General features: G+C 65.1%; 23 protein-coding genes. 16 read left to right on the top strand and 7 right to left on the bottom strand.

All coding sequences use genetic code 11. The features are described from left to right. Positions 1–111: 111 nt before the first annotated feature. The 4 genes from CT3_RS19710 to apaG all read right to left on the bottom strand — a co-directional run bounded on the left by CT3_RS19710 (position 112) and on the right by apaG (position 5,060). Positions 112–1,233 carry a YbdK family carboxylate-amine ligase gene (locus CT3_RS19710; protein ID WP_066541402.1) on the bottom strand — a complete coding sequence of 374 codons (1,122 nt, stop codon included), beginning with the start codon at positions 1,231–1,233 and terminating at the stop codon, positions 112–114. After that, the gene (locus CT3_RS19705; RefSeq protein ID WP_083520624.1) at positions 1,223–2,545 is read right to left on the bottom strand and encodes a cation:proton antiporter; all 1,323 of its coding nucleotides are present in this window, start codon (positions 2,543–2,545) and stop codon (positions 1,223–1,225) included. Before CT3_RS19705 ends, CT3_RS19710 begins: the two co-directional genes overlap by 11 nt. Positions 2,546–2,662: 117 nt before the next feature. Then, positions 2,663–4,639: a site-specific recombinase gene (locus CT3_RS19700; protein ID WP_066541400.1), complete on the bottom strand. Its 1,977-nt coding sequence runs from the start codon at positions 4,637–4,639 to the stop codon at positions 2,663–2,665. A gap of 7 nt (positions 4,640–4,646) precedes the next feature. Beyond that, positions 4,647–5,060, bottom strand: a complete 414-nt coding sequence (gene apaG, locus CT3_RS19695) for a Co2+/Mg2+ efflux protein ApaG (protein WP_066541395.1) — start codon at positions 5,058–5,060, stop codon at positions 4,647–4,649. Between the two features lie 31 nt (positions 5,061–5,091). Here apaG and rpe point away from each other — a divergent pair, with 31 nt between their 5' ends. The 9 genes from rpe to CT3_RS19655 all read left to right on the top strand — a co-directional run bounded on the left by rpe (position 5,092) and on the right by CT3_RS19655 (position 12,927). Continuing rightward, the gene (rpe, locus tag CT3_RS19690; protein ID WP_066541393.1) at positions 5,092–5,775 is read left to right on the top strand and encodes a ribulose-phosphate 3-epimerase; all 684 of its coding nucleotides are present in this window, start codon (positions 5,092–5,094) and stop codon (positions 5,773–5,775) included. Positions 5,776–6,094: 319 nt separating this feature from the next. Continuing rightward, the gene (locus tag CT3_RS19685) at positions 6,095–6,829 is read left to right on the top strand and encodes a phosphoglycolate phosphatase (protein ID WP_066541391.1); all 735 of its coding nucleotides are present in this window, start codon (positions 6,095–6,097) and stop codon (positions 6,827–6,829) included. Positions 6,830–7,274: 445 nt separating this feature from the next. Continuing rightward, the gene (trpE, locus tag CT3_RS19680; RefSeq protein ID WP_066541389.1) at positions 7,275–8,774 is read left to right on the top strand and encodes an anthranilate synthase component I; all 1,500 of its coding nucleotides are present in this window, start codon (positions 7,275–7,277) and stop codon (positions 8,772–8,774) included. Beyond that, positions 8,774–9,115 carry a chorismate mutase gene (locus CT3_RS19675; RefSeq protein ID WP_066541388.1) on the top strand — a complete coding sequence of 114 codons (342 nt, stop codon included), beginning with the start codon at positions 8,774–8,776 and terminating at the stop codon, positions 9,113–9,115. Before trpE ends, CT3_RS19675 begins: the two co-directional genes overlap by 1 nt. Beyond that, complete coding sequence (locus CT3_RS19670) at positions 9,112–9,693, top strand: anthranilate synthase component II (protein ID WP_066541387.1); 582 nt, start codon at positions 9,112–9,114, stop codon at positions 9,691–9,693. Before CT3_RS19675 ends, CT3_RS19670 begins: the two co-directional genes overlap by 4 nt. Before the next feature lie 158 nt (positions 9,694–9,851). After that, the gene (trpD, locus tag CT3_RS19665) at positions 9,852–10,886 is read left to right on the top strand and encodes an anthranilate phosphoribosyltransferase (RefSeq protein WP_098066301.1); all 1,035 of its coding nucleotides are present in this window, start codon (positions 9,852–9,854) and stop codon (positions 10,884–10,886) included. Beyond that, positions 10,883–11,041: a hypothetical protein gene (locus CT3_RS21510; RefSeq protein ID WP_172591760.1), complete on the top strand. Its 159-nt coding sequence runs from the start codon at positions 10,883–10,885 to the stop codon at positions 11,039–11,041. Before trpD ends, CT3_RS21510 begins: the two co-directional genes overlap by 4 nt. A gap of 157 nt (positions 11,042–11,198) precedes the next feature. After that, positions 11,199–12,035 (top strand): indole-3-glycerol phosphate synthase TrpC, encoded by an 837-nt coding sequence (trpC, locus tag CT3_RS19660; protein WP_066541384.1) that lies wholly within the window; start codon positions 11,199–11,201, stop codon positions 12,033–12,035. Positions 12,036–12,207: 172 nt separating this feature from the next. Next, on the top strand, positions 12,208–12,927 hold the full coding sequence (locus CT3_RS19655) for a uracil-DNA glycosylase (protein ID WP_066541381.1): 720 nt from the start codon (positions 12,208–12,210) through the stop codon (positions 12,925–12,927). A gap of 109 nt (positions 12,928–13,036) precedes the next feature. Here CT3_RS19655 and CT3_RS19650 read toward each other — a convergent pair whose 3' ends face one another. Beyond that, positions 13,037–13,882 (bottom strand): Wzz/FepE/Etk N-terminal domain-containing protein, encoded by an 846-nt coding sequence (locus CT3_RS19650; protein ID WP_066541371.1) that lies wholly within the window; start codon positions 13,880–13,882, stop codon positions 13,037–13,039. A gap of 285 nt (positions 13,883–14,167) precedes the next feature. Between CT3_RS19650 and CT3_RS19645 the strand changes: the two genes are divergently transcribed. The 6 genes from CT3_RS19645 (at position 14,168) to CT3_RS19620 (ending at position 22,171) form a co-directional block, all read left to right on the top strand. Further along, positions 14,168–15,094, top strand: coding sequence for a siderophore ABC transporter substrate-binding protein (locus CT3_RS19645; protein ID WP_225608868.1), 927 nt, complete (start codon positions 14,168–14,170; stop codon positions 15,092–15,094). Next, positions 15,078–16,109 (top strand): ABC transporter permease, encoded by a 1,032-nt coding sequence (locus CT3_RS19640; protein ID WP_083520622.1) that lies wholly within the window; start codon positions 15,078–15,080, stop codon positions 16,107–16,109. The genes CT3_RS19645 and CT3_RS19640 overlap by 17 nt, the downstream gene beginning before the upstream one ends. A 3-nt stretch (positions 16,110–16,112) precedes the next feature. Further along, positions 16,113–17,126 carry an iron chelate uptake ABC transporter family permease subunit gene (locus CT3_RS19635; RefSeq protein WP_066541364.1) on the top strand — a complete coding sequence of 338 codons (1,014 nt, stop codon included), beginning with the start codon at positions 16,113–16,115 and terminating at the stop codon, positions 17,124–17,126. Continuing rightward, positions 17,123–17,881: an iron ABC transporter ATP-binding protein gene (locus CT3_RS19630; protein ID WP_066541362.1), complete on the top strand. Its 759-nt coding sequence runs from the start codon at positions 17,123–17,125 to the stop codon at positions 17,879–17,881. The genes CT3_RS19635 and CT3_RS19630 overlap by 4 nt, the downstream gene beginning before the upstream one ends. Positions 17,882–18,196: 315 nt before the next feature. Then, complete coding sequence (locus tag CT3_RS19625; protein ID WP_083520646.1) at positions 18,197–20,374, top strand: TonB-dependent receptor; 2,178 nt, start codon at positions 18,197–18,199, stop codon at positions 20,372–20,374. Between the two features lie 120 nt (positions 20,375–20,494). After that, positions 20,495–22,171 (top strand): enterochelin esterase domain-containing protein, encoded by a 1,677-nt coding sequence (locus CT3_RS19620; RefSeq protein ID WP_083520621.1) that lies wholly within the window; start codon positions 20,495–20,497, stop codon positions 22,169–22,171. A 100-nt stretch (positions 22,172–22,271) separates the two neighbouring features. Here the strand turns inward: CT3_RS19620 and queA are convergent, their stop codons facing one another. Further along, positions 22,272–23,360: a tRNA preQ1(34) S-adenosylmethionine ribosyltransferase-isomerase QueA gene (queA, locus tag CT3_RS19615; protein WP_066541356.1), complete on the bottom strand. Its 1,089-nt coding sequence runs from the start codon at positions 23,358–23,360 to the stop codon at positions 22,272–22,274. 217 nt (positions 23,361–23,577) lie between these two features. Between queA and CT3_RS19610 the strand changes: the two genes are divergently transcribed. After that, entirely contained in the window at positions 23,578–24,759 is a 1,182-nt protein-coding gene (locus CT3_RS19610) for a GGDEF domain-containing protein (protein WP_066541352.1), read from the top strand. Positions 24,760–24,819: 60 nt separating this feature from the next. On the opposite strand, the gene CT3_RS19605 is transcribed toward CT3_RS19610, so the two are convergent. Next, a complete protein-coding gene (locus CT3_RS19605; RefSeq protein WP_066541350.1) occupies positions 24,820–26,073 on the bottom strand; it encodes a cyclic di-GMP phosphodiesterase in 1,254 nt (417 codons plus the stop codon). Between the last annotated feature and the right edge of the window lie 27 nt (positions 26,074–26,100).

The raw sequence follows: 26,100 nt of genomic DNA, 5'->3' as shown, positions 1-26,100 counted from the left end.
CAGCACCGCTTTGCGCAGCCTTTGCCCGGGAGTGCAGGCCAGGGACGCCCACCGCGAAACTGGGCTCCCACAGGTGAGGGAGCGCCGCAGTCCGCAGGCGACGCAGCGGGGTCATGCGGCACCGCGAAAGCGCAACCCGGCCTGGCGCACCACTTCGGCCAGCAGCTGTTCGTCCTGCTGGCGCTCGCGCAGCCAGCGGGCATCGTTGTGCTGGCGCTGGACCTCGCTGCGCAGCATCTGCAGCGCAGGTGCGGCGCCCAGGCGCTCGGCCTGCGGCGCAATCTGGTCCATGGTGCGCAGAATGTGCTCGGCCAGCGGCAGGTGGCTGCCGTCGGCCGGGTCCACATAGACGGCGTCCAGCCCGAAGCGGCACGCCTGGAAGCGGTTGTAGGTGTAGACGAGGTAGTCGTCTTCCTGCGGCGTGAAGGGCTGGGTGTCGATGAACCAGGCCGCCAGTGCCTGCACATAGCCGGCCAGCGCGGCGGCGCGCTCGATGGTCAAGGGCGTGTCGAACACGCGGATTTCGATGGTGCCGAACTCGGGCTTGGGACGGATGTCCCAGTAGAAATCCTTCATGCTTTTGACCACACCGGTGGCGGTCATCTTGTCGAAATACTGCTCGAACTCCTTCCAGGTCAGCACGCAGGGTGCACGTCCCGACAGCGGAAAGGCAAAGACCGAGTTCAGCCGTGCCGAGTCGAACGCCGTGTCCTGGGCCTGCACGAACGGGCTGCTGGCCGACAGCGCAATGCAGTGCGGGATGTAGCGGCTCATGCGGTGCAGCATCAGCAGCGCCTCGTCCGGCCCGGGGCAGCCGATGTGCACATGCTGGCCGAAGATGGTGAACTGCTTGGACAGGTAGCCATACAGGGCCGACAGCTCCTGAAAGCGCGGCTTGTCATAGATGCGCTGCTGGTGCCAGAGCTGGAACGGGTGGGTGCCGCCGCCAATCACGGCGATGTTCAGCTTGTCGGCATTCCTGACCAGGGCATCGCGGATGGGCGTGAGCTGGTGCAGCACCTCGGCGGCGCTGTGGCAGATGTCGGTGGAGATCTCGATCATGCTGCTGGTCATCTCCGGCACCACCGAGCCGGGGAGCGGCGTCTTGTGCATCAGCCGGATCATGTCCTCGGCATAGGGTGCCAGGTCATAGTCGTGGGTGTTGACCAGTTGCAGCTCCAGCTCCACGCCCAGGGTCAGCGGGGCGGAGGTGTGAAAAGTCTCAAGCGGCATCGCGGTCTCCTGCAGCAGTGGGGGCCGGGGTGGGTTCGGGTGCGGCGGCGGGCGCCGGGGCAGGGGCGTTGGGCGCCGCCACCTGGTTGCGCCGTGCGCCACGCCAGCCCGTGCCTTCGCCGGCGCGGTACAGCGCCATGGTGGCCAGCACGGCGCCGGCCAGCTCCATCAGCACGATGGCGGGCAGGGCAATGCTGGCAATCAGTTGCCCGGCTTCGGGGGCGGCCTGGGCAAACTGCGATGCCAGCAGCAGCGCCACGGCCGACATCGGCGCCATGGCGCAGGCCACCCACGCCGACTGGCGCCAGCTACTGCCCGAGCCGATATTGCCGACCGCCACGCCCACCGACTTGGCCAGCAGGCGCACCACAATCAGTGCCAGAGTGGCCAGTCCCAGCGCCCAGCCACCGGAGGCACTGGTGGCGACGCTGGAGACCAGCACGAACATCAGCATGGTCAACAGGCTGGAGGCCGTGCCCAGCTGGCGCGGCCAGGCCCAGGGGCGCGGGTGCATGTGCTTGAGTACCATGCCCGCCAGCAGCGCGGCCAGTGGGGCCGATCCGCCCAGGTGGGCCGCTACGGCGCTGGCGGCGGCAATCAGCGCCAGAATGAGGATGGAGGTGTTTTCGCTGGTGGGGCTCATGAAGCGCAGCGCCAGGCGCATCAGCAGGGCCAGGAGCGCGGCCATCAGCACCGAGATGCCCAGCACCACCAGCACCGGCGAGATATCGTCCAGCAGCGAGGTGGTGGGACGGGCAAAGATCTCCGCCTTGGCGCTGCCGATGGTCAGTGCATACAGGGTGGACAGCGTGGCCAGTACCATGGCGCGGTCTGTGACCGGGCCGCTAGCATGGGTGTCGTCGCTGACGCGGCGCAGCAACACCGGCGATGAGGCCATGGCAATCATGGCCAGCGGGCTGGCGATGTGGGGCGGTAGGTCCAGCCAGCGCAGCGTGAAGAACACGGCGGCATAGGTCAGCGCGGATTCGAGCACGCTTTGCACCAGCACCATGGGGTTGTGGCGGAACCAGCGCAGCGCAATGCGCCCGCCGCATTCGAACAGCACCACGGCCACTCCCAGCTCCACCAGGAACAGCACCGGGCCGTGCAGCGGCCATTCCGACCCAGAAAACCCCAGCAAGCCAGCAAGCGCGCCGACCATGGCATAGCCCACCACTTTGGGAATACCGGTCTGGCGCTGGCACAGCGAACCGACGACGGCGGCCACCGCCAGCAGCACGGCCCAGTGCACGGCAGGAAGGCCGGCGGAGGGGCGCAGCCATTGGGACCAAAAGCTCAACATGTCAGGCATGGCATGTCCTTTCAGCAGCGTGCCGGCGCAGTGGCCCGCACGGGTGGAGGCGCGACCGCGGCCGTGGTGGCCGGGGCGCCTGGCATCACGCAGCAGCGTGCCCTGGGTGGCTGGGGTTCAACGTGTGCCGGATGGCAGGAAGAAGCTCAGCGGGCGGACGCGTAGCCGGTGGCGAATGCCGGCGTAGATGCGCGAACGCTCCACGCCGCTGACGTTGTGCGCACGCAAGGCGGTGCGAAACGCCAGAAGAAAACTGACCAGCACATTCAGTGCGCCGTTGAAGGGCAACATGGCCGCGGCCCACCAGAAGGCAGGCAGGTGCAGGACCTGCAGGCCCAGCGTAGCACTGGCAACGCCGATCTGACCAGAGGACAGTGTCACATGACGTACTTCCAGCCCCAGTCCGAAAAAGCCCGCAATGGCCGGGGTCAGCCCCAGCATGAAGCCCAGGGCGATGTTGGAGGTTAAGCCCGAGATGTTCTGGCGCAGAAAGCCGGACCAGCGCAGGGCCCGCTTTTCGCCCAGCAGCCGGGTGATGCGGGGGTTGTAGCGGATGGCGGAATCCATGCGCCGCAGCACAAACCAGTTCTCCACCCAGCCGCCCAGGATGCTGCTGGCATACAGCAGCACGCCGGTGAAGGCGGCAAACAGCAGCGACGGGCCCAGCAGGCTCAGCGAATCCAGGGTCTGCAGTGCATGGATGGGGTCCAGCGGCGGGGAGCCCCACAGGCGTGCCACCAGCAGCGACAGGCCTAGTGCGGCAGGGAACACCACCAGCACATTGCCCAGGACGGCCGCCACCTGCGAACGGGTGAGGTTGGCCACTTCGTCGACGAATTCCTCGACGGCGTTGCCGCGCTCCAGATCCTTGAGCTTGGCGGCAATGGCCGGCGCCGTCATCGCCGGCTGCTTGGTGGCCACGGTAAAGTGCAGCAGCTGGATCAGCACAAAGCTGATGGCGTAGTTGATGCCGGCCAGAAAACCGCCCCAGAAGGCCGACAGCGCCAGGACATGCAGGGCCAGCTTGAACAGGGTGGTGAAGGACATCACCAGGCCACCACCGGCGGCGCGTCGCACCATGTCCAGGTATTCGCGCGGGGTGCGGGTGATGTAGTGCTCACCGGTTTCGGCGCTGCGTTCCGTGATCTTGGCGGCCAGCAGCGAGGAATTGGCGTCATACAGCGCACGCAGGCTGCGGCGGTCGCGGCCCACGCTGACAAAGCCTGCCAGCAGGCGGGCCGCATCCAGTTCGGGGCGCGTGGACAGCAGGCAGTCCAGCAACTGGCGCACGCGCACGATGCGGGTGCGCAGCTGGCGCAGGCGGAACACCAGACCGACCGAGATGCCTTCGGCCGCAAAATGCGTATACACCGTGCCGACCGCCGCGCGGCAGGCGTCCAGCCGCTCGCGCAGGCGGGCCTCGGCCTGCTCCAGCCGGTCGGTGGTGCGCAGGCCATGGAGCACTTCCACGCGCAGGCTTTCCACATCGTGGATTAGCGCGTGGAAAGGCTTTTCATCGCGGATTTCCTCGCTCATGCGCAGGCGCAGCTCGGGGGCAAAGCCGGTCGACAGGATCTGGCCCGCGCAGTAGGTGATGGCGCCCAGCAGCGCGTGCTGCCAGAAGCTGGCGCCCGGGCTGCCCGCGGGGCTGAGGGCCAGGGCCAGGCGCTGCAGCAGAGGTTCGTCCAGCGCCTGGAGCCAGCGCACATCGAACTCTTCGTTCAGCGCTATGGAGAATAGTTCGGAGGCGTCGATCGTCTCGGGCGTGCTGGGCAGCAGCTTGTAGCGCAGGCGTTCCGTCAGCTCGCTGAAGAAGGCGGTGCGGGGGGCAAAACCAAAATCGGCCAGCAAGGTGGTGATGTCCACCTGGTCGATGAACTGCAGCCACCACAGTTGCAGGCGTGCGGCGGCATCGGGGTCGGCGTCCAGGGCATCCAGAAACAGGCGCACGCGCTCCACCGCGCCTTCGGTGGACGGATGGGCGGCGCGCACCCATTCGATCAGGTGAATCAGCCAGAGGTGGCGCTGGGCCAGTTCGGCATGGGGGTTGAGCTCCGCCAGCAGGCGGGGCAGGTCATGGGCATTTCGCTTCATGCGTCCTTCAGTGGAGGATGCGGGTGGCCGGCATGGCGGCGGGCATGCCGTCATCCGGATCTTCGACATCAAGCACAAACAGGGGGATGGGCGTGTGGAACACCTCGGCGTCTTCGGCGACGCACAGATAGCTGCCGTGCATGGTACCGGTGGACGTGGTCAGCTCGCAGCCGCTGGTGTAGCGGTGGGCCTCGCCGGGCTGCAGCAGGGGCTGGCGCCCGACCACCCCCAGGCCGCGTACCAGTTGTTCGCGGCCGTGGGCGTCATGGATATGCCATTCTCGGGCCACCAGCTGGGCAGCCACCGTGCCGGTGTTGGTGATGGTGATGGTGTAGGCAAAGCGAAACATTCCCTCCTGCGGCGCGGACTGCGCGGGCAGGTACTGGGTTTCGACTTCCACCTGAAACTCGTAGGTCGGCATGGTGCAATGGTAACTGCGACAATTCAAAGCCATGAGCCCCACCTACCGCATTGCCCCTTCCATCCTGTCTGCCGACTTTGCCCGCCTGGGCGAAGAAGTGCGCAACGTCATTGCTGCCGGCGCTGACTGGATCCACTTCGATGTGATGGACAACCATTACGTGCCCAACCTGACATTTGGCCCCATGATCTGTCAGGCTTTGAAGCCCCATGCCGTGACCCCCACCGGCCAGCCTGTGCCCATCGACGTGCACCTGATGGTGCAGCCCGTGGACGATCTGGCCACGGCCTTTGCCAAGGCGGGCGCGGACTACATCAGCTTCCACCCCGATGCCTCGGGCCATGTGCACCGCAGCATCCAGAACATCAAGGGACATGGCTGCAAGGCCGGCCTGGTGTTCAACCCCGCCACGTCGCTGGACGTGCTGGACTGGGTGATCGAGGACATCGACCTGATCCTTCTGATGAGCGTGAACCCCGGTTTCGGTGGCCAAAGCTTCATCGACAGCACGCTGCGCAAGGTGGAAGCCGCACGCAAGCGTATCGAAGCCTCCGGCAAGGACATCCGCCTGGAGGTGGATGGCGGCATCAAGGAAGCCAACATCCGCGCCGTGGCCGATGCGGGTGCCGACACCTTTGTGGCCGGCAGCGCCATCTTCGGCAAGCCCGACTACCGGGCCGTGATCGACACCATGCGCGCCAACCTGGCGGCCTGATGCGGCCTGTATGCCGGGACGCCTTCCCGAGGAGGGCTCGCATCAGTGTTTTTGGCCGCCGACGCTAGCGCGCAATGTGCAGAGTACGTTATGAACCATCTGCGCGCAGGATCCGCCGTGGCGGGAAAAGCCTTCCAGCCTATTGCTGGAAGGCTTTTTTCATGGCGCCGCGGGCAGCAGGCACATGCGCAGGAGTGCGGGGATAATTTGCGGCTCTGGCTTCGGACCTGCGCTGTGCCGGCAGGGGTCCATGAAGATGGGTTGTTTCTGGTGGCTTGTGCCGCCTGGGTGCGCACAGGCGGCCCACTTTGGGATATCTATGCAAGTGCAATTTCCAGCGGGCCATACCCGCAAGACCGTGGATGTGGATGCCGCCATCGTGGACCTGGACGGGACCATGGTGGACACCATCGGCGACTTTGCCGAGGCCATCACCCGCATGCTGGCCGATCTGCAGCTGCCCGCGCTGCCGGCCTCTGCGGTCGAACACATGGTGGGCAAGGGCACAGAGCACCTGCTGCGCAGCGTGCTGGCCCATGTGCTGCAGCATGCCGGCCATCCGCAGGCAGAGCGGGATGCGGCTGTGCAGGCGCTGTTTCCGCAGGCGCTGGCACGGTATGAGCACCACTACATCGCCATCAACGGCCAGTATTCGGCCGTGTACGACGGGGTGGCGCAAGGGCTGCAGGCGCTCAAGGATGCAGGCCTGCGCCTGGCGTGCGTGACCAACAAGCCCATGGCTTTCACCGTGCCGCTGCTGGCGGCCAAGGGGCTGGAGGGCCTGTTCGAGCAGGTGTTCGGGGGCGATTCCTTCCCCCGGAAAAAGCCGGATCCCATGCCCTTGCTCAAGACCTGCGAGGCGCTGGGCACCCCGCCCGCGCGCACGCTGATGCTGGGAGACTCCAGCAACGACGCCCAGGCGGCACGGGCAGCCGGCTGCCCGGTGGTGCTGGTGAGCTATGGCTACAACCACGGCCAGCCGATCCACGGCGTGGATGCCGACGGCTTTGTGGACAGCCTGGTGCAGCTGCAGGCGGTGTTGGCGCTGGCCTGAGCCGGGTCCGGGCGGTTGCAGCTTGGCCGCACGGCTTTCTGAGGGCGCTGTGGTGGCGGGATGCCGGTTCCATGCGGCGGCCGTGTCGGGGCCGTAACGGAAGACCACACGCGGTGGCAATGCTCTGCGCCAGGGCATGGGCGGGCGCGATGGTCGGGATTGCAGGACAAGATGCATCCCATCCGCCGGTCCGTGCGCAGGTTTGCTACACTTTGGCGCTATGTTCATTCACTACGTGTTCATCACAGGTTGCGCGGACCGGGGAGCCTGGCCCTGGCGCAAGCCATCCGTCATGACCGTTTAACACGCACGCGGGTGCATTGCCGCGCGTGCACCCGTAGCCCCTGCCGTTGCGCACGGGGCGCAAAGAATGAACCCGCGGCGCCCGTGGGCCTGCCTGGCCCCCACAAGACCGGAGCGCCGCCCGCGATGGGAATCTGCTCCTGTGATCACGGAACTCGAATTCAAAAGCCTGGCCAGCGAAGGCTATAACCGCATCCCCCTGGTGACCGAGGCGTTTGCCGACCTCGAAACGCCGCTGTCCCTCTATCTCAAGCTGGCGCATGCCAACGGCGACGGCAAATACAGCTTTCTGCTGGAGTCCGTCGTCGGCGGAGAGCGCTTCGGGCGCTACAGTTTTATTGGACTGCCCAGCCACACCCATCTGCGTGCCAGCGGCTTTGGCGCGGCGGCCAAGACCGAGGTGGTGACCAGCGGCGCCGTGGTGGAAACGCATGTCGGCAATCCGCTTGACTTCATTGCCGACTACCAGAAGCGCTTCAAGGTGGCCCTGGTGCCCGGCCTGCCGCGCTTCTGCGGCGGTCTGGCCGGCTACTTTGGCTATGACGCGGTGCGCTATATCGAGAAGAAGCTCGAAGCCAGCTGCCCTCCCGACACGCTGGGCACGCCCGATATCATGCTGCTGCAGTGCGAGGAGGTGGCCGTCATCGACAATCTGTCGGGGCGCCTGTACTTCATCGTCTATGCCAATCCGGCCGAGGCCGAGGCGTATTCGAAGGCCAAGCGCCGCATGCGCCAGCTGAAGGACCAGCTGCGCTACTCGGTCAGTGCGCCCCAGATTAAGGGCGGTGACAGCCACCCGGCCGAGCGCAGCTTTGCCAAGGCGGACTACCTGAAGGCAGTGGGCGAGGCCAAGGAGCTGATTGCAGCCGGTGACTTCATGCAGGTGCAGGTCGGTCAGCGCATCCACAAGCGCTACACCGAATCGCCGCTGGCGCTGTACCGCGCGCTGCGCTCGCTCAATCCCAGCCCCTATATGTACTACTACCACTTCGGCGACTTCCAGGTGGTGGGGGCCAGCCCCGAGATCCTGGTACGCCAGGAGAAAGTGGAGGAGGGAGAGAAGATCACCATCCGCCCCCTGGCCGGCACACGCCCGCGTGGCGCCACCCCCGAGAAGGACAAGGCAGCCGAGCTGGAACTGGTGAACGACCCCAAGGAGCGTGCCGAGCATGTGATGCTGATCGATCTGGCGCGCAACGACATTGGTCGCATTGCCAAGACCGGCAGCGTGAAGGTGACCGAGGCCTTTGTGGTGGAACGCTACAGCCATGTGATGCACATCGTCAGCAACGTCGAGGGCATTCTGCAGGACGGCATGACCAGCATGGACGTGCTCAAGGCCACGTTCCCGGCAGGTACGCTGTCGGGCGCGCCCAAGGTGCACGCCATGGAAATCATCGACAGGCTGGAACCCACCAAGCGCGGCATCTACGGCGGCGCCGTGGGGTATCTGAGCTTTGCCGGCCACATGGACATGGCGATTGCCATTCGCACCGGCGTCATCAAGGACGGCATGCTGTATGTGCAGGCGGCGGCCGGTGTGGTGGCCGACTCCGTTCCCGAGATGGAGTGGAAAGAAACCGAACACAAGGCGCGCGCCATGCTGCGCGCGGCAGAGCTGGTAGAAGAAGGACTCGAGTAATGACGCGCGCGATCGACAAAGTGAAAACCTGCAGCACCATGGCAGAAGTGCGTGCCGGCGTGAATGCGCTGGACGACATCCTGGTGCCACTGCTGGTGGAGCGCAGCGGCTACATGACCCAGGCCGCCACGGTGAAGAACGACGAAGCCCTGGTGCGCGATGAAGCCCGCATCCAGACCATCATCGACAGGGTGCGGCCCCAGGCGATGGCCCAGGGCGGCAATCCCGACCTGATCGAACGCCTGTACCGCGCCATGATGGAGTGCTACATCGATTACGAACACCAGGAGCTGGCCCGTCTGCGCGCTGCCGGCCTGCAGCCCAAGGGGGAGCAGCCATGAAGCTCCTGATGATCGACAACTACGACAGCTTCACCTACAACATCGTCCAGTATCTGGGCGAGCTGGGGGCGGATGTGACTGTGGTGCGCAACGACGAAACCACGCTGGACGCGGTGATCCAACTGGTGGCGGAGCAGGGCATCGAGCGCATTGTGATCTCGCCCGGTCCCTGTTCGCCGGCGGAAGCGGGCATTTCGGTGGCCGCCATCCAGCACTTTGCCGGCAAGCTGCCGGTGCTGGGTGTGTGCCTGGGCCACCAGGGTATTGGCGCGGCGTTCGGTGGTGACATCGTTCGTGCGGGCCAGCAGATGCATGGTAAGACCAGTGTCATCACCACCGACCAGCGCGGCGTGTTCGCCGATCTGCCTAAGCAGTTCACCGTCAACCGCTACCACTCGCTGGTCATTGACCGGGCCACGATGCCGGACTGCCTGGAAATCACCGCCACCAGCGAGGACGGCGAGATCCAGGGCGTGCGACACAAGACGCTGGCCGTGGAGGGTGTGCAGTTCCACCCGGAAAGCATCCTCACGGAGCACGGGCATGCCATGCTGAAGAACTTTCTGGAACAGAAATAAAACCCGGGCCGCGCTGCCACCAGCAGCCGGCCCTTTCATTTTGCACCGCTGCTGTGTGCAGGCCGCTTCGGTTTCCAAGCAAAAACAACCTGAAACCCGGCGCCTCGCGCATACCAGGCAGCACCAGCCACCGCAAAGGAATACGGACCATGGCCACCATCAACGCCATCACCCCCCAGGAAGCGCTGCAGCGCACCATCGAACACCGCGAAATCTTCCACGATGAAATGCTGCACCTGATGCGCATGATCATGCGCGGGGAGCTCTCGCCCGTGATGACCGCCGCCATCGTCACCGGTCTGCGCGTGAAGAAGGAAACCATTGGCGAAATCTCCGCGGCCGCCGAGGTGATGCGGGAGTTCTCCAATAAGGTGCAGGTGCACGACAAGTCCCACCTAGTGGACATTGTGGGGACCGGCGGCGATGGTGCCAATACCTTCAACATCTCGACCTGCTCGACCTTTGTGATCGCGGCGGCCGGCGGCAAGGTCAGCAAGCACGGTGGACGCAGCGTCAGCAGCAAAAGCGGCAGTGCCGATGCCATGGAAGCGCTGGGCATCAACATCACCCTGCAGCCCACGCAGATTGCGGACTGCATCCGCGATGTGGGCATCGGCTTCATGTTCGCGCCCAACCACCACCCGGCCATGAAGAATGTGGCCCCGGTGCGCAAGGAACTGGGCGTGCGTACCATCTTCAACATCCTGGGGCCGCTGACTAACCCGGCTGGTGCGCCCAACATCCTGATGGGGGTGTTCCATGAGGATCTGGTCGGCATCCAGGTCCGTGCGCTGCAGCGCCTGGGTGCTGAACACGCACTAGTGGTCTATGGCCGTGACGGCCTGGACGAAATCAGCCTGGGTGCCGGGACGCTGGTGGGCGAGCTCAAGGACGGCGTGGTGCGCGAGTATGAAGTCCACCCCGAAGACTTTGGCTTGCGCATGGCGGGTACGCGTGCACTGAAGGTGGAGAACCCCGAGGAATCCAAGGCCATGCTGCTGGGTGTGTTGCAAGGCGACCAGGGGCCTGCGCGTGACATCGTCTGCCTGAATGCCGGTGCTGCCTTGTACGCTGCCAATGTGGCCCGCAGCATTGAAGACGGCCTGCTGCGTGCCCAGCAGGCACTGGACAGCGGTGCCGCGCTGCAGAAACTGCAGCAACTGGTTGCCTACACGGGCAAACTGTCTGCATGAGCCTGCTCGATGCCCCGATCTGGAACGATGCTGGCACGTGGATCGTGCTGGGCATTTCGCTGCTGTTCCTGGTGGTTGGGGTGGTGATGCACCGCATCATCCTGCAGATCGCCCGCACGCCGGCGCCTGACAAGCCAGCGCCGCCCACGGACTGAAGCATGCAGGCCCCGGCGGTGTGGGTGCTGCATAGCATGCGTCACGCGGCAGCCTGGAGGGCTTACCGATGGAGTGATGTGGCTGGCGGCAGGCAAGGCGCGACAATCGAATGCATAGAAAGCCCCGTCAGGGGCTGCGACGAACAAGGGAATCCATATGTCCGACATTCTGAAAAAAATCTGCGACGTCAAGGTGCAGGAAGTGGCGGAAGCCAAGCAGCGTACGCCGTTCGAGGCCATGCGCCGAGATGCCGAAAGCCGTGTCAGCACACGCGACTTCGTGGGTGCGCTGCGCGCCAAGATCGCAGCCGGCCAGGCCGGTGTGATTGCAGAGATCAAGAAGGCCAGCCCCAGCAAGGGTGTGATCCGTCCGGACTTCGATCCGGCCGACATTGCCCAGAGCTACATGGTGGGCAACAGCAACACCAAGGCCAAGATCCACGGCAACGCCACGGCCGCCTGCCTGTCGGTGCTGACCGACCGCCAGTTCTTCCAGGGCGAGCCTGATTTCCTCAAGCAGGCCCGTGCCAGCACGCTGCTGCCGGTGCTGCGCAAGGACTTCATGGTGGATCCCTACCAGATCTACGAATCGCGGGCCATGGGTGCCGACTGCATTTTGCTGATCGCTGCCTGCCTGGAAGACAGCCAGATGGCGGAGATGGAGCAGATCGCCCACAGCCTGGACATGGCGGTGCTGGTGGAGGTGCACGATGGCGTGGAGCTGGAGCGGGCGCTCAAGCTCAAGACCGAACTTGTGGGCATCAATAACCGCAATCTGCGCACCTTCGAAGTCAATATCCAGACCACACTGGACCTGCAAAAGCAGGTGCCGGCCGACCGTCTGCTGGTGACCGAGTCCGGCATCATGACCCGTGACGATGTGAAGACCATGCGCGATGCGGGCATCAACGCCTTTCTGGTGGGTGAAGCCTTCATGCGTGCGGATGAACCGGGCGAAGCGCTGGCCGCCTTGTTTGCCCATCCCAAGAAATAAGGCCATTGCACGGCACAGCGTCTCTGCCCGCAGCGGCACGCTGTGCGGTGACGGATGGTGTGCAGGGGATGGCTGGTGCACGCGGCCAAGCTGGCAAGTGCGGGGAGCGCGCCAGAATCAGTGCACTGCGCTCGCTGGCCATTCGTGTTTTTGAGTAGGAAAGTGGTCTGAAATGTCCGATGCAAGCGCTGGAACAGCAACGCAACTGGAAAGCGCCAATCCCAGCGACTGGGCCGTGGCGCCTGGCTGGCAGGCGGCGGTGGATGCGTTCTTCTTCTCGCCCTCCGGCCAGCAGTTGCTGGACTATCTGCAGCAGCGCCTGGATGCGGGTGCGGTGGTGTTTCCACCGCAGCCGCTGCGTGCACTGGAGTTGACCGCGCCCGAGGATGTGCGGGTGGTCATTCTGGGGCAGGACCCCTACCATGGGAGAGGACAGGCCGAAGGGTTGGCGTTTTCCGTGGCCAGCGGCGTGCGGCTGCCGCCTTCGCTGCAGAACATCTTCAAGGAAATCCAGCGCGACCTGGGTGCGCCATTTCCCCCATTCCCGCAACCCGGTGGCAGCCTGGTGAAGTGGGCACAGAACGGTGTGCTGCTGCTCAACACCTGCCTGACCGTGGAAGAAGGCCAGGCCGCCAGCCACAGCAAGCGCGGCTGGGAGCTGCTGACTGATGCCATCATCCGTCAGGTGGCCGAACAGGGCAGGCCCACGGTCTTCATGCTCTGGGGCAGCCATGCCCAGTCCAAGCGCCTCTTGATCCCGCAGGACCGCGGTCACCTGGTGCTGATGAGCAACCACCCCTCACCGCTGTCCGCATTGCGTCCGCCTGTGCCCTTCATCGGCAATGGGCACTTTGGGCAAGCCAAGCGGTTTCGGGAAACGCACGGATATTGAGATCCGGATGTGCTGTGGCTCCTGGCATGAAGTGCCAGCTGTTTTGACGTTCGCACCATAAAAAAGGCATGCGCTAAGCATGCCTTGGAGGAGTTTGGTCGTCGGGTGTTTATGGTTTCAGGCCAAGTGCTGCACGCAGGCGCGCGACTTTTCCCGCTTGCGCGGGATTCTGGTTGGCCCCGTGCAAGGCATGACGGATCAGAACGAACAGCAGTAGCAACATGCCGCCAGCGGCGGTGCAGCCGAGCACAATCAGCGACTTCTGGGGCTTGGCGGGCAGCTCTGTCAGAGTGGGTTGCTGGGCCAAATTCTCTTCAGTCAGGCCTTCCATCTGGGACTCCAGCTTGGAAATGAGCTCTTGCCTTTTGCTGTTCGACGCCTGCAGCTCGCCATACAAACGGGAAAGTCCTTCGCTGCTGGTGCCGCTTTGCAACTGTTTGAGGGTCGCGGCTTCCAGCATTTCTGCCGAGGCCAAGCGTGCGCTTTCTGCCTCCAGTTGCTGTTGCAGACGTTCCTGCTCTTTCCCGCGTGGAGCGGTGTGGGGCAAAAGTTTTTTCCAGATGGTGGCGTTGAGTGTCTGGGCCTTTTCAGGGGTGGGGCCTTGGGTTGTCAGCGTAACCAAGGGGGCTTCCTGTTTGCCCACAGCGACCTGAATCAGCGCCTCCATTTTCTTCAGCCGTTGGGCGCTGCTTACATCCTGCTCAAACTGCAGATCTTTGGCGACCTGCTCCAGAATATCGGCAGATTTGATATAGCTTGCGACCACTTGGCCGGAAACATCCAATCCATTTTTGCTGGGCGACAGTATCGAGGTACTTTCGTAAGTTTTGGGCAGCGAAAAAGCAATCGCCAACCCCAAAAGGCCGGCCAGCATGGTCCCTGCTACAAGCAGCCGAAGATTTTCGGCGATTACCACGAGCAGATCCAGAAGATCAATCTCATTATCGGGAGGCATATATGTTTCTGGAGACTGCATTACATCTGTAGCATGGCTATGGATAGCCTTTGAATCTAGCATGTTTGTCACAGACTCTGCACTTTGGTTCGTCCGATACGTCGCGTATGTGTGTCATTTTGTCGAGTGCTCGGTAAAAGCCGCCTCAGGCGGATCAAGGAAGCGTTTGCAATGCCCTCGTTTGGGAGTGGTAGCAATTCTTTCGGAACTTTTACTGAGAATGATTCTCATAAAATGGATTCGATGGGCTTTTGGTCCTCTTGAAGGCATCGCAAAGGAATGGATATGCAAGGTTTGTGGACGCGCCGCCAGACGTTGGCGGGCTTGGGTGTGGTATTGGCCCTGTCGTGGTCGGCGGCGCAGGCGGCAAATGTCAAGGTGCAGGACAACACCGGTGAGGTGTCTATGCCGCTGCAGCCCAAGACTGTGCTGGTCTATGACCTGGGCGCGCTGGACATCATCCAGACCTTGGGCGGCGCGGTGCACGGTGTCCCCAACCAGGCCCTGCCGCCGTTGCTGGCGGGCTACAAGGATGCCGCCAAGTACCCACAGATCGGCAGCCTGTTCGAGCCCGATTACGAAAAGATCAAGGCCCTCAAGCCCGACCTGATCATTGCCGGCAACCGCACGCTGCCCAAGATCGATGAACTCAAGAAGTTCGCACCCGTGCTGGATGTGACGATCGGCGACGGTGACCAGCTGACGCAGATCTACCGCAACATCCGCGCCATCTCGGCCGTGTACGGCGTGCCGCAGAAGGGGGCGGCCGAGATCAAGCAGATCGAGTCCGAAATCGCCGATGTGAAGTCCAAGGCACAGAAGCAGGGTTCGGCCCTGATGCTGATGACCAATGGCGGCAAGATGAGCGTGTACGGCCCGGGCTCGCGCTTTGACATGCTGTACACAGTGTTTGGCGTGCAGCCCATCAAGGACAAGATCGAGGTCTCCAAGCATGGCCAGGCCGTGTCCTTCGAGTACCTGCTCAAGACCAACCCCGACTGGATGCTGGTGCTGGACCGCGATGCGGCCATCAGCCGCGAAGGCGCTTCGGCCCAGAAGCTGCTGGACAACAAGCTGGTGCATGCCACCAAGGCCTGGCGCAACCAGCATATCGTGTACCTGAATGCGGCGAACTGGTATCTGCTGTCCAACGCCGGTCCGGGCGCGCTCAGGGAGAACCTCAAGCAGCTGTCCGATGCTTTCGGCAAGTAAGGCGCCCCGCACCCATCCATCCTCGCCACCCGCGTCCGGATGGGTCGGGGGCAGTGCCAAGGTCATCGCCGCCGCCATTGCCCTGCTGGCGCTGGCCATGGCCAGCTTGGCCGTGGGCGTCAGCGATGTGTCCTGGAACACGCTGTGGAGCCGCAGCGAGGATGATCTGGTGGCCCAGGTGCTGATGTACTCGCGCGTGCCGCGCACACTGGCCCTGGTGCTGGCCGGTTCGGCCATGGCGGTGGCGGGCTTGCTGATGCAGATGCTGGCACGCAACCATTTTGTGGAACCATCCACCGTGGGCACGGTGGAGTCGGCCACGCTGGGCATGCTGGTGTGCATTCTGTGGGCGCCGGACTGGCCGGTGATGGCCAAGATGGGCGTGGCGGCGCTGTTTGCGCTGGCGGGCACCGGCCTGTTCATTGGCGCACTGTCGCGCATCCGCCTGCGCACGGCGTGGATCGTGCCGCTGGTGGGCTTGATTCTGGCGGGCGTGATCGAGGCGGGCACCACCTTCCTGGCCTACCAGCACGACATGATCCAGTCGCTGCGTGCCTGGTCGAACGGCGATTTTTCGGCCGTCGTCGAAGGCCGCTACGAGATGCTCTACCTGTCGCTGGCGGTCACCGTGGTGGCCTGTCTGGCGGCGGACCGCTTCACAGTGGCGGGCCTGGGCGAATCCTTCGCCACCAACCTGGGACTGAACTACAAGGCGCTGGTCTGGCAGGGGCTGATCGTGGTGGCGCTGGTCACGGCCTGCATCGTGGTCACGGTGGGCAGCATTCCCTTCGTGGGGCTGATCGTGCCGAATGTGGTGCGCCTGCTGGTGGGTGACAACGTGCGCCGCAGTGTGCTGTGGGTGGCGGCGGCGGGCGCCGGGCTGACGCTGGCCTGCGATCTGGTGGGGCGCCTGGTGATTGCGCCCTATGAAATTCCGGTGGGCACGGTGATGGGCGTGGTGGGCAGTGCGCTGTTCCTGGCCATCCTGCTGCACCAGCGAAAGCGGGAGGGCTGAAGCATGCCGACCTGGAATCCCGCCACCGTGGCGGATGCAAAACCGGCTCCTGTGCAGTCTGTGCGCTGGCAGCGCCCTGCCGTGCGGCTGGGGCTGCTGGCTGTGCTGGCGCTGCTGGCCATGACCGCGTTCATGACCGTGGGTGTGGAGGCCGACTGGGCCTTTGTGCTGCAGCACCGCGGCACCAAGCTGGCGGCCATGGTGGTGGTGGCCTGTGCGCTGGGCATGTCCACCGTGGTGTTCCAGACCGTGACGCACAACACCATTCTGACGCCGGCGGTGATGGGCCTGGATGCGCTCTACCAGTTGCTGCAGGCGGCGCTGGTGCTGGTGCTGGGATCCGTGGGCGTGGTGGCGCTGGGCATGGTGCCCAAGTTCGGGCTGGAGATTGTCTGCATGGTGGCGCTCAGCGTGCTGCTGGTGCGCTGGCTGTTTGCGGGCCAGGCAAGCAGCCTGCACCTGATGCTGCTGGTGGGCATGGTGGCGGGCATCCTGTTTCGCAGCCTGACCAGCTTTGCCATGCGCATGATCGATCCCAACGAGTTCGCCTCGCTGCAGGACCGCATGTTCGCGAATTTCAACACCATCCAGACGCCGTTGCTGTTGCCTGCCGGCATCCTGCTGCTGCTGGGCGGTGGCTTCTTCTGGCGCCGCCGCCATGTGCTGGACGTGCTGGCGCTGGGGCGGGATGCCGCCATCAACCTGGGGCTGGACTATCGCCGCCAGGTGCTGCAGCTGCTGCTGGTGGTCTGCACCATGGTTGCGGTATCGACCGCGCTGGTGGGGCCGGTGACCTTCTTCGGTCTGCTGGTGGCCAATATGGCCTACCAGTGGATGGGGACACGCCGCCACGCCTGGGTGCTGCCGGCCGTGCTGCTGTGGGGAACCGTCCTGCTGCTGGGCGGCCAGGTGGTGCTGGAGCGGCTGCTGGGCTTCAATTCTGCGCTGTCGGTGGTGGTGGAATTTGTCGGCGGCCTGGTGTTTATTGCGCTGCTGATGCGCAGGGGAAAGCAATGATCGAGACGCGCGACATCGTCAAGCGCCATGGCAGCACCACCGTGCTGCACGGTGTGACGGTGCAGATTCCGGAGCGGCAATTCACGGCCATCATCGGCCCCAACGGGGCAGGCAAGAGCACGCTGCTGTCGCTGGTCAGCCGCCTGATGCCGATCAGCAGCGGCAGCGCCAGCGTGGCCGGACTGGATGTGACCACCACGGCCAGCGATGCGCTGGCCCGTGTGATGGCCATCCTGCGCCAGGACAACCAGAGCACGCTGCGCCTGACGGTGCGCGACCTGGTGGGTTTTGGCCGCTTTCCGCACAGCAAGGGCCGCATGACGCCCGACGACCTGCGCCATGTGGACGAAGCACTGGAATACCTGCACCTGCAGGATTTGGCCGAGCGCTTTCTGGACGAGCTGTCTGGCGGCCAGCGCCAGCGCGCCTACATCGCCATGGTGCTGTGCCAGGACACCCCCTACATTCTGCTGGATGAGCCGCTGAACAACCTGGACATGGCCCATGCCGTGACCATGATGAAGCTGCTGCGGCGCATGGTGGACGAGCGCGGCAAGACCGTGGTCGTGGTGCTGCACGACATCAACTTTGCCAGTTGCTATGCCGACCACATCGTGGCGATGAAGGACGGGCAGCTGGCCTATATCGGCACACCTGCCACCGTGGTGCGCAACGAGGTGCTGAGCGCGCTCTACGGCATTCCCGTCTCGGTGCATGAGATCCAGGGGCAGCGCTTGTGCCACTACTTTGCGTGATGGCCGTTCCCATGGGGGAGGGCGCACCGCCGCGCCTGTGTAGCGAGTGTGTCTGCGGTTGGTAGCGGTGCTGGCACGGTGGCTGCCATTGGCAGTCACGTCGGTGCTTGTTTTTTGGTAGCAGGTACGGCCGGTATCAAGCCACACCCCACCGACAGGGATGCGTAGCGGGAAAGCGCTGGCCGATGGGAGAGGCGGCGCAAGACTGCGTGCGCCTCTCAAGTTTGGGTCAGGATGCACGCACCGATACAAAACGTGAGTGATAATAATTCTCATTAAAAATCACTCCTTGGCCCGTGTGGGCCTTTTTTGTTCATGTCTCCTTCGCATCGCACCCTGTTCCCCGCTGCGCGCAGCGGCTTGCTGTCTCCCCATGTCCTGGCCTTGGCCGGTGTGCTGGGCCTGAGTGCCACCGTCGCACGGGCCCAGGACGAGCCCACCACCACGCTCAAGGAAGTCACCGTGCGTTCGGCACAGGATGTGCAGACGCTGCCTGCCCCGGCGGCAGGGGGGCAGGTGGCCAAGGGCGCCGGCCTGGGTCTGCTGGGCAACCGCGATGTGATGGATGCACCGTTCAACATCACCAGCTACACCCAGCAGGTGATTGCCGACCAGCAGAGCGCCACGGTGGCGGCGGTGCTGGAAAACGACCCCTCGGTGCGCTTCACCACCAATGCCGGTCACGCCTACGAAAACTACACCATCCGCGGGCTGGAGGTGAATTCCAGCGATGTCTCTCTCAACGGCCTGTACGGCATGGCGCCCGACGGGCACATTCCCACCGAAATGCTGGAGCGTGTCGAAGTCCTCAAGGGCCCGGGCGCGCTGCTCAACGGCATGGCGCCGGGCGGCGCCGTGGGCGGTGTCGTGAATGTGGTGACCAAGCGTCCCACGGCCGATGACCGCACACAGCTGACCACCTCGTTCGCCACGGGTTCGCAGTTCGGTGTGCACGCCGACGTGTCCAGACGCTTTGGGGAAGAGCGCCGGCTCGGCATCCGTGTCAACGGCAGCATGGCCAGCGGTGAAACCGATGTCGACGACCAGAAGCGCCGCAAGCGCCTGGGTGCGCTGGCGATGGACTACCAGGGCGATCGCTGGACGCTGGGGCTGGACGCCTACAGCTACCGCTCCACCATCGCCAATGGCAGCCCGCTGATGGTGGGCTTTGCCACGGTGGGCCATATGGTGGCCGCGCCGGATGCCTCGCTGAACCAGTTCCGCGGCATGCAGGCGGAGCAGCAAAGTGACGGCGTGATGCTGCGCGGTACGGCCGAGCTGAACGACGCCTGGAGCGTGTACGGCAGCCTGGGCTGGGCCGAGCACGAATACACCGGCATGCTCAACGGCACGCGCGGCATTCTGCAAAAAGACGGCCACACGCTGAACACCCAGACCTACAACCAGTATGGCTACACCAAGAACCTCACCGGGGATGTGGGGGTGCGCGGCAAGTTCCGCACCGGCGCGGTGGCGCATGAACTGGTGCTGTCCATGAACCAGCTGCGCCAGGAAGGCGGGCGTGGCCTGAATGCCAAGGGCGGCGTGCCGTCGGCCAGCTATGTGAGCGATCTGTATGCGCCCAGCGACAAGGTGGTGTTCAGCAGCGAGGCGACCGCCTACAAGCAGGAAAAGGACAACGTCATCACCAGCTATGCCGTGGCCGACACGCTGAACATGCTCGATGGCAAGCTCGCCGTCACCGCCGGTCTGCGCCTGCAGCAGGTGGAGCAGAAGATGGCTGGCTACGACGCCCAGGCCACCACGCCCATGCTGGGCATTGTGGCCAAGCCCTGGGGAGGGCATCTGTCGCTGTACGCCAACTACATCGAAGGCCTGAGCGCAGGCACCACCGTGGCCGCCGGGTACGCGAATGCTGGCGAGACCCTGAAGCCCTACCAGACCAAGCAGATGGAGGCCGGGGTCAAGTGGCAGAACGCCGGGCTGACGCACACCTTCTCTCTGTTCCAGATCAGCAAGCCCTCCGCCATTTCGGTGACCCGCGTGGGGGATACGCTGCCCACGCTGGTGGATGACGGCGAGCAGCGCAACCGCGGTGCGGAGTGGACCGTGTCGGGCAAGCTCGCATCCGCGTGGACGCTGCTGGGTGGCGTGGCCTACACCCAGGCCAAGCAGACCAAGACCCAGGGCGGCAGCAAGGACGGGCTGGACATGTATGGCGTGCCGCGCTGGACGGCGAATCTGGGGGCCGACTATGCCGTGGCCGCCGTGCCGGGGCTGGCGGTCAGCGGCCGCATGGTCTACACCGGTACGCAGTGGGTCAATTCCAGCAACACCATCCAGGCGCCCAGCTGGACGCGTTTTGACGCCGGGGTGCGCTATGCCACCCGCATGGGCGGCAAGCCCGTCACCCTGCGCGCCAACCTGCAGAATCTGTTTGACCGCCAATACTGGGCGGGGGCATTCGCCGACAACTTCATGACCGTGGGTGCACCGCGCACGCTGCGTCTGTCGGCCACGGTGGACTTCTGAACCGTATGTTGCGCCGGGTGAATTCGTCCGGCGCATTGCCATGACCACAGCCCCGGTGCGCATACCCTGCGCCGGGGCTGTGGTGCAGGAGAGGGCCACGCCGAGGGCAACGAAGCAGACATGACCTTGAAAAGAATTTTGCAGAAACCCACCCCCTTCGCCCTGGCCGGGGTCCTGTGCGCGGTGCTCGCTGGCGCGGCGGAGGCGCAGGACAACAGCCCGGAGCCGATGCTGAAAAAAACGGTGCAGACCGCCGTTGCCGCCGCAGGGCAGCGGCTGCCGCTGGAAGTGCCCGCCGGCCAGGTGGTGCAGCTGCGCATCACCGGGGAGAACGTGCACGTCGATCTGCGCGATGCCCAGGGGCTGCATCTGCGCCGCCTGGCCGAGAACGGCCGGGGCGTGCAGACGGCCATGTGGCGTACCCAGGGTGCACAGCACGAACAGCTGTGGGCCACGCCCGTGCTGGCCGGCCTGCCGGCCACGGCGGGCCTGCAGGTGCTGCAGACCTGGACCAGCGAAGGGCCCGCACCCCTGTCTGCCGCGGACACGCCGATGGGTCCGCAGCTGCAGGCGCTGGAGCAGGCCGTGGCCGGCGGCGCTGGCACCGAGGCGTTCTGGCAGACCGTGCAGCGGCAGGGTGCGCCGCTGGTGGAGCCGTGGCAGGACGGCCAACTGCTGGTGACCTTTGTGTGGCGCGACCGGGGCAACACCAATGTGCGCCTGTTCGGCAGCCCCAGCGGCGACCACAACCCGCTGCAGAAGCTGGCCGGCAGCGATGTCTGGTGGACCAGCGTGGTGATGGATCCGCGCGCGCGCCTGAGCTATGGGCTGGCGCCGGATGTGCCGCAGATTGCCGATACGCGGCAGCAGCGGCGCATGATTCTGGCCACACTGCAGCGCGATCCGCTGAACCCGGCGGTCTTTCCCACCGCCCCGTGGGGCGGGCTGGACGACATCCACCAGGGGCGCTCGGTGCTGAGCCTGCCGCAGGCGCCTGCCCAGCCCTGGGTCGCCGCACGCGCCGGGGTGCCGCGCGGCACGCTGACACGCCATGTGGTGCACAGCGCCATCCTGGGCAATGAGCGCGATGTGTGGACCTATGTGCCTGCGGGCGCGGGCGCGCAGGGCGTGCAGGGGCTGCTGGTGCTGTTCGACGCCCATGCCTATGTGCACGACGTGGCCACGCCGCGCATTCTGGACAACCTGGTGGCCAATGGCCTGCTGCCGCCGGTGGCGGCGGTGATCGTGGGCAATGCCAGTCCCGAGGTCCGGGGGGACGAGCTGCCACCCAACCCGCAGTTCGCCCGCTTCATGGCCGAGGAACTGATGCCCTGGGTGCAGGCCCAGGGGCTGGGGCAGATGGCACGCCGCACCGTGGTGGCGGGCAGCAGCTATGGGGGACTGGTGTCCAGCTACCTGGGACTGACCCACCCGGAGCTGTTTGGCAACGTGCTGAGCATGTCAGGCTCCTACTGGTGGGCACCAGAGGGCGAAGCGCCGGGCTGGATGCAGCGGGCCTGGCAGACGCTGCCCGCGCCCATGCCGAACGTGCGCTTCTACCTTGATGCGGGCCTGTTCGAAAGCGGTCGGGGCGCGCGCGACGGCATTCTGGAAACCACGGCCGAGCTGGGCGACGTGCTGCGCGCGCGCGGGCTGAGGGTGATGCAGCGCAGCTTCGTCAGCGGCCACGACTATGTCCAGTGGCAGGCGTCGCTGGGCTGCGGCCTGGTGGCGCTGCTGGCCCCGCAGCATATGCAGCTGTCGCGCGTGCGGGGCTGCAAGGGCGTGCCGCAGTAGGCGCGCCGGCTTCTCCGGGAGCCCCCGCTCCGGAGCGGAGGCATGCAGGGCGACAAGGGGGGCTTGACGCCCTGGGGCGATCGGCAAACGCCGCGGTGGCTCAGCGCTTGCGCTCCAGCAGCATCGAATCGCCGTAGCTGAAGAAGCGGTACTCGTTCTGCACCGCATGCTGGTACAGCTCCATCACGTGCTTGTAGCCGGCCAGGGCGCTGACCAGCATCATCAGCGTACTCTTGGGCAGGTGGAAGTTGGTGATCAGGCAGTCCACCACGCGGAACTCGAAGCCCGGGGTGATGAAGATGTTGGTGTCGCCGCTGATCTGGCCGGTGCGGGCCCAGGATTCCAGCGTGCGCACGCTGGTGGTACCCACGGCGATGATGCGGCCACGGCGCTGGCGGCAGCGCTCCAGCGCAGCCAGCGTGCCCAGCGGAATGTTGTACCACTCGCTGTGCATCTGGTGTTCGGCGATGTTCTCCACCTTCACCGGCTGGAAGGTGCCGGCCCCCACGTGCAGCGTGACTGAGGCGGTCTCCACGCCGCGCTCCTTCAGCGCATCCAGCACGCCCTGGTCGAAGTGCAGGGCTGCCGTGGGCGCCGCGACGGCGCCGGGGTGGCTGGCGAAAACGGTCTGGTAGCGTTCGGTGTCCTCGGCTTCGTCCGGGTCTTCGTCGCTGTTCTGGTTGCGGGCGATGTAGGGCGGCAGCGGCAGGTGGCCGAACTGCTCCATCAGATCCCAGGGGGTGGCGTTGTGGGCGCCCTGCAGCGCAAAGCGGAACAGCGGGCCGCTTTCATCGGGCCAGCGGCCCAGCAGCGTGGCATCGAAGCCGCCCTTGCCCAGACCGCCGTGCAGATGGATCTTGGCGCCAGGCAGGGGCTTCTTGCTGACCTTCATATGGGCCACGACCTCGTTGCCTTCCAGCACGCGTTCGATCAGCAGTTCCAGCTTGCCGCCACTGGCTTTTTCTCCGAACACGCGGGCCTTGACCACCTTGGTGTCGTTGAAGACCAGCAGATCGCCTTCGTGCAGCAGATCGGGCAGCTCTTTGAACACGCGGTCCACCGGAGGGCTCTGGCGGCCGTCCAGCAGGCGCGAGGCGCTGCGTTCGGCGGCAGGGTGTTGGGCAATCAGATGCTCGGGCAGAGCAAAGTCGAAATCACTGAGGGTGTGCGGGCGGGGACTGAAAGACATGCGTGTTCTTGAGGGCCTGACAAGCCCGTTCCAAGGTCGAAACCGAAAGACGAATTGTCGCAAATACCGGCGACGGGGCGCAAAAGCATACGGGTAATTCCCCTGATCGCTCCACATATGTCCCCGGGGTCCATGGGAATGTTTGCGCCGTATCAGTACACGTACAAAGCGCACGGCCTAGACTGGCTAGTTACTTACTGCAACAAGTGGTGTGGGCATGGACACGACATTTGTCTGGGACGACAACTTCATTACCGATCTGGAAGGCGTGGATGGGCAACACCATGCGCTGGTGGATCTGTTCAACGAATTGAGCGGTGCGCTGTTTCGCCAGGGGCAGGGCCAGGACAACGACGCCCTGCTGGAAGACATCTACCGCCGTCTGCTGGCCTATACCGAATACCACTTTGCCGAAGAAGAAGAGCTGATGCAGCAGCACGGCCTGGACGAACGCCACATGCAGCCGCACCGCCATCTGCACCAGCAGTTTGTGGAGCAGGTGGCGCTGCTGTGGCGCCAGCGCAAGAGCATGGCCGACCCGGGCACCACGCTGGTGGGCTTTCTGACCTCGTGGCTGGGCCTGCACATCCTGGGCGTGGACCAGTCGATGGCGCGGCAGATCTGCTCTATCCGCGGCGGCCTGTCGCCGGCCCAGGCCTTCGACCAGGAGCGCCGCAACAACGACAACGGCACCCAGGCGCTGCTGAAGATGATCGGCAAGCTCTACACCGCGCTGTCGCTGCAGAACATGCAGCTGGCCGAATCCAATCTGCTGCTGGAAGAACGCGTGGCCGAACGCACCCAGGAGCTGGCCCAGGCCAATGTGCGGCTGGAAGCCATGTCGCGCACCGATGGCCTGCTGCAGATTGCCAACCGCGCCTACTTTGAGGAACGCCTGGTGCAGGCCTGTGCCCAGGCCGGCCGCAGCGGCCGGCCCGTGGGGCTGGTGATGGTCGATGTGGACCATTTCAAGCGCTACAACGACCACCACGGCCACCAGCAGGGCGACCGCTGCCTGCAGGCCGTCGCCCAGGCGTTGCGCACCAGCGTGCACCGCGTCAGCGATGTGGTGGCGCGCTACGGTGGTGAAGAGTTTGCCGTGATCCTGCCGGACACCGACGCCGAAGGCGCGCTGGCCGTGGCCAGGCAGATCGTGCGCAATGTACGCCTGCTGGAGCTGGCGCACGGCAACTCGCCGGTCTGGCCTTGCGTCACCGTCAGCGCGGGCGCGGCCAGCATGGTGCCGCCCGCCAGCAAGGACGGTCGCTATGGCCGCACCCAGCTGGTGGACATGGCCGATGCGGCGCTTTACGGCGCGAAATCGCTGGGGCGCAACGGCTGCCAGCTGGCAGCCGCGCCGCAGGTGCCGGCGGAAGACGCCACCCAGCAGCCGGTCTGAAGCCCGCACGCGCCTTGCAGCCTGCAGGCGGGCGCTTGCCTACCGCGCCCCGTGGCGCCTTCAGGCAGTGGCAGCTGCACCCTTGCGCCACAGCGTTTCCAGGTGGGTGAACGGCCATTCGCCCGGGTCTTCCTGGCAGACGATGCGGTCCTGGCCCGGCTGGGACAGATCGACCAGTTGGGGGCTGAGATTGCGCTGGCTTTGTGTGCAGTAAAACACCACCACGCGGGGGGCGGTCAGGCTTTTGACCGAGGGCTCGCTGACCACGGCCAGCCGTTCGGATTGCAGGCGCACCAACGATCCCACCGGGTAGATGCCCACGGTTTTGACAAAGGTTTCGAACAGGCGCTTGTCCAGGTGGGTACCCGTCCATTCGGCCATGCGGCGCAGCGATTCGGACGGGGGCCAGCCTTTCTTGTAGGGGCGGTCGGAGGTGATGGCGTCGTACACATCGCAGATGGCGGTCATGCGTGCCAGCAGGCTGATTTCATCGCCCCCCAGTCCGTCGGGGTAGCCACCGCCATCCAGCCGCTCGTGGTGATGCAGGCAGGCGTCCAGCACGGTGGCATCCATGTCGCTGCTGCCGCACAGCAGGTCATAGGCGGCGCGGGGGTGGCCCTTGATGTGCGCAAACTCTGCGTCCGTCAGTTGCCCGGGTTTGTTCAGAATGGCCGGGTCCATGTGGGCCTTGCCCAGGTCGTGCAGCAGGCCGGCCATGCCGGCGCGCCGGACCGCGGCCTCGTCATGGCCCAGCTTGCGTGCCAGCGCCACCATCAGGCCGCTGACCGCCACCGAGTGCATATAGGTGTAGTTGTCGGCCGTCTTCAGGCGCGCCACGCTCAGCAGTGCATCCGGGCTGCGCAGCACGGAGCCGGTGATTTCGTTGACCAGGTTCTCGGCCATGTCCATGCCGATGGCGCGCCCCATGCGGGCTTCGCTGAACATGTCCAGCATGGCATCGCGCGACTGCTCGCACAGCGCCATGGCCGTGTGCAGCTCCTTGCCAAGGGAGGTCGGCGCCGTGTCGATGGCCGCCAGCGGGCGCGCCTGCGGTTTGGCCGTGGGCGGTGTGCGGTCCGGGTCGGATGTCTGCTGGGGATCCCAGACCACGCAGGGCACGCCGGGGGCAATGTCCTTGCCGCGGGCCGGATCGATCCAGACCTCCGTGACCTTGCTTTTGCGCAGCCGCTGCAGGTCGGACGCATCGGTCAGCAGGAAGGCACTGCGCCAGAAAGGGTGGGAGATCCAGGGGCCGCACATCTCGTAGATGTACATGCCGGTGGTCAGGTGCTGAACGGAGATGCGCTTGAACATGCGATAGGGGCGGCACTTTGGCGCTGG

The sequence above is a fragment of the Comamonas terrigena NBRC 13299 genome (genome assembly GCF_006740045.1).
GTDB lineage: Bacteria > Pseudomonadota > Gammaproteobacteria > Burkholderiales > Burkholderiaceae_C > Comamonas > Comamonas terrigena.
This window is presented reverse-complemented; position numbering and strand designations above follow the sequence as displayed.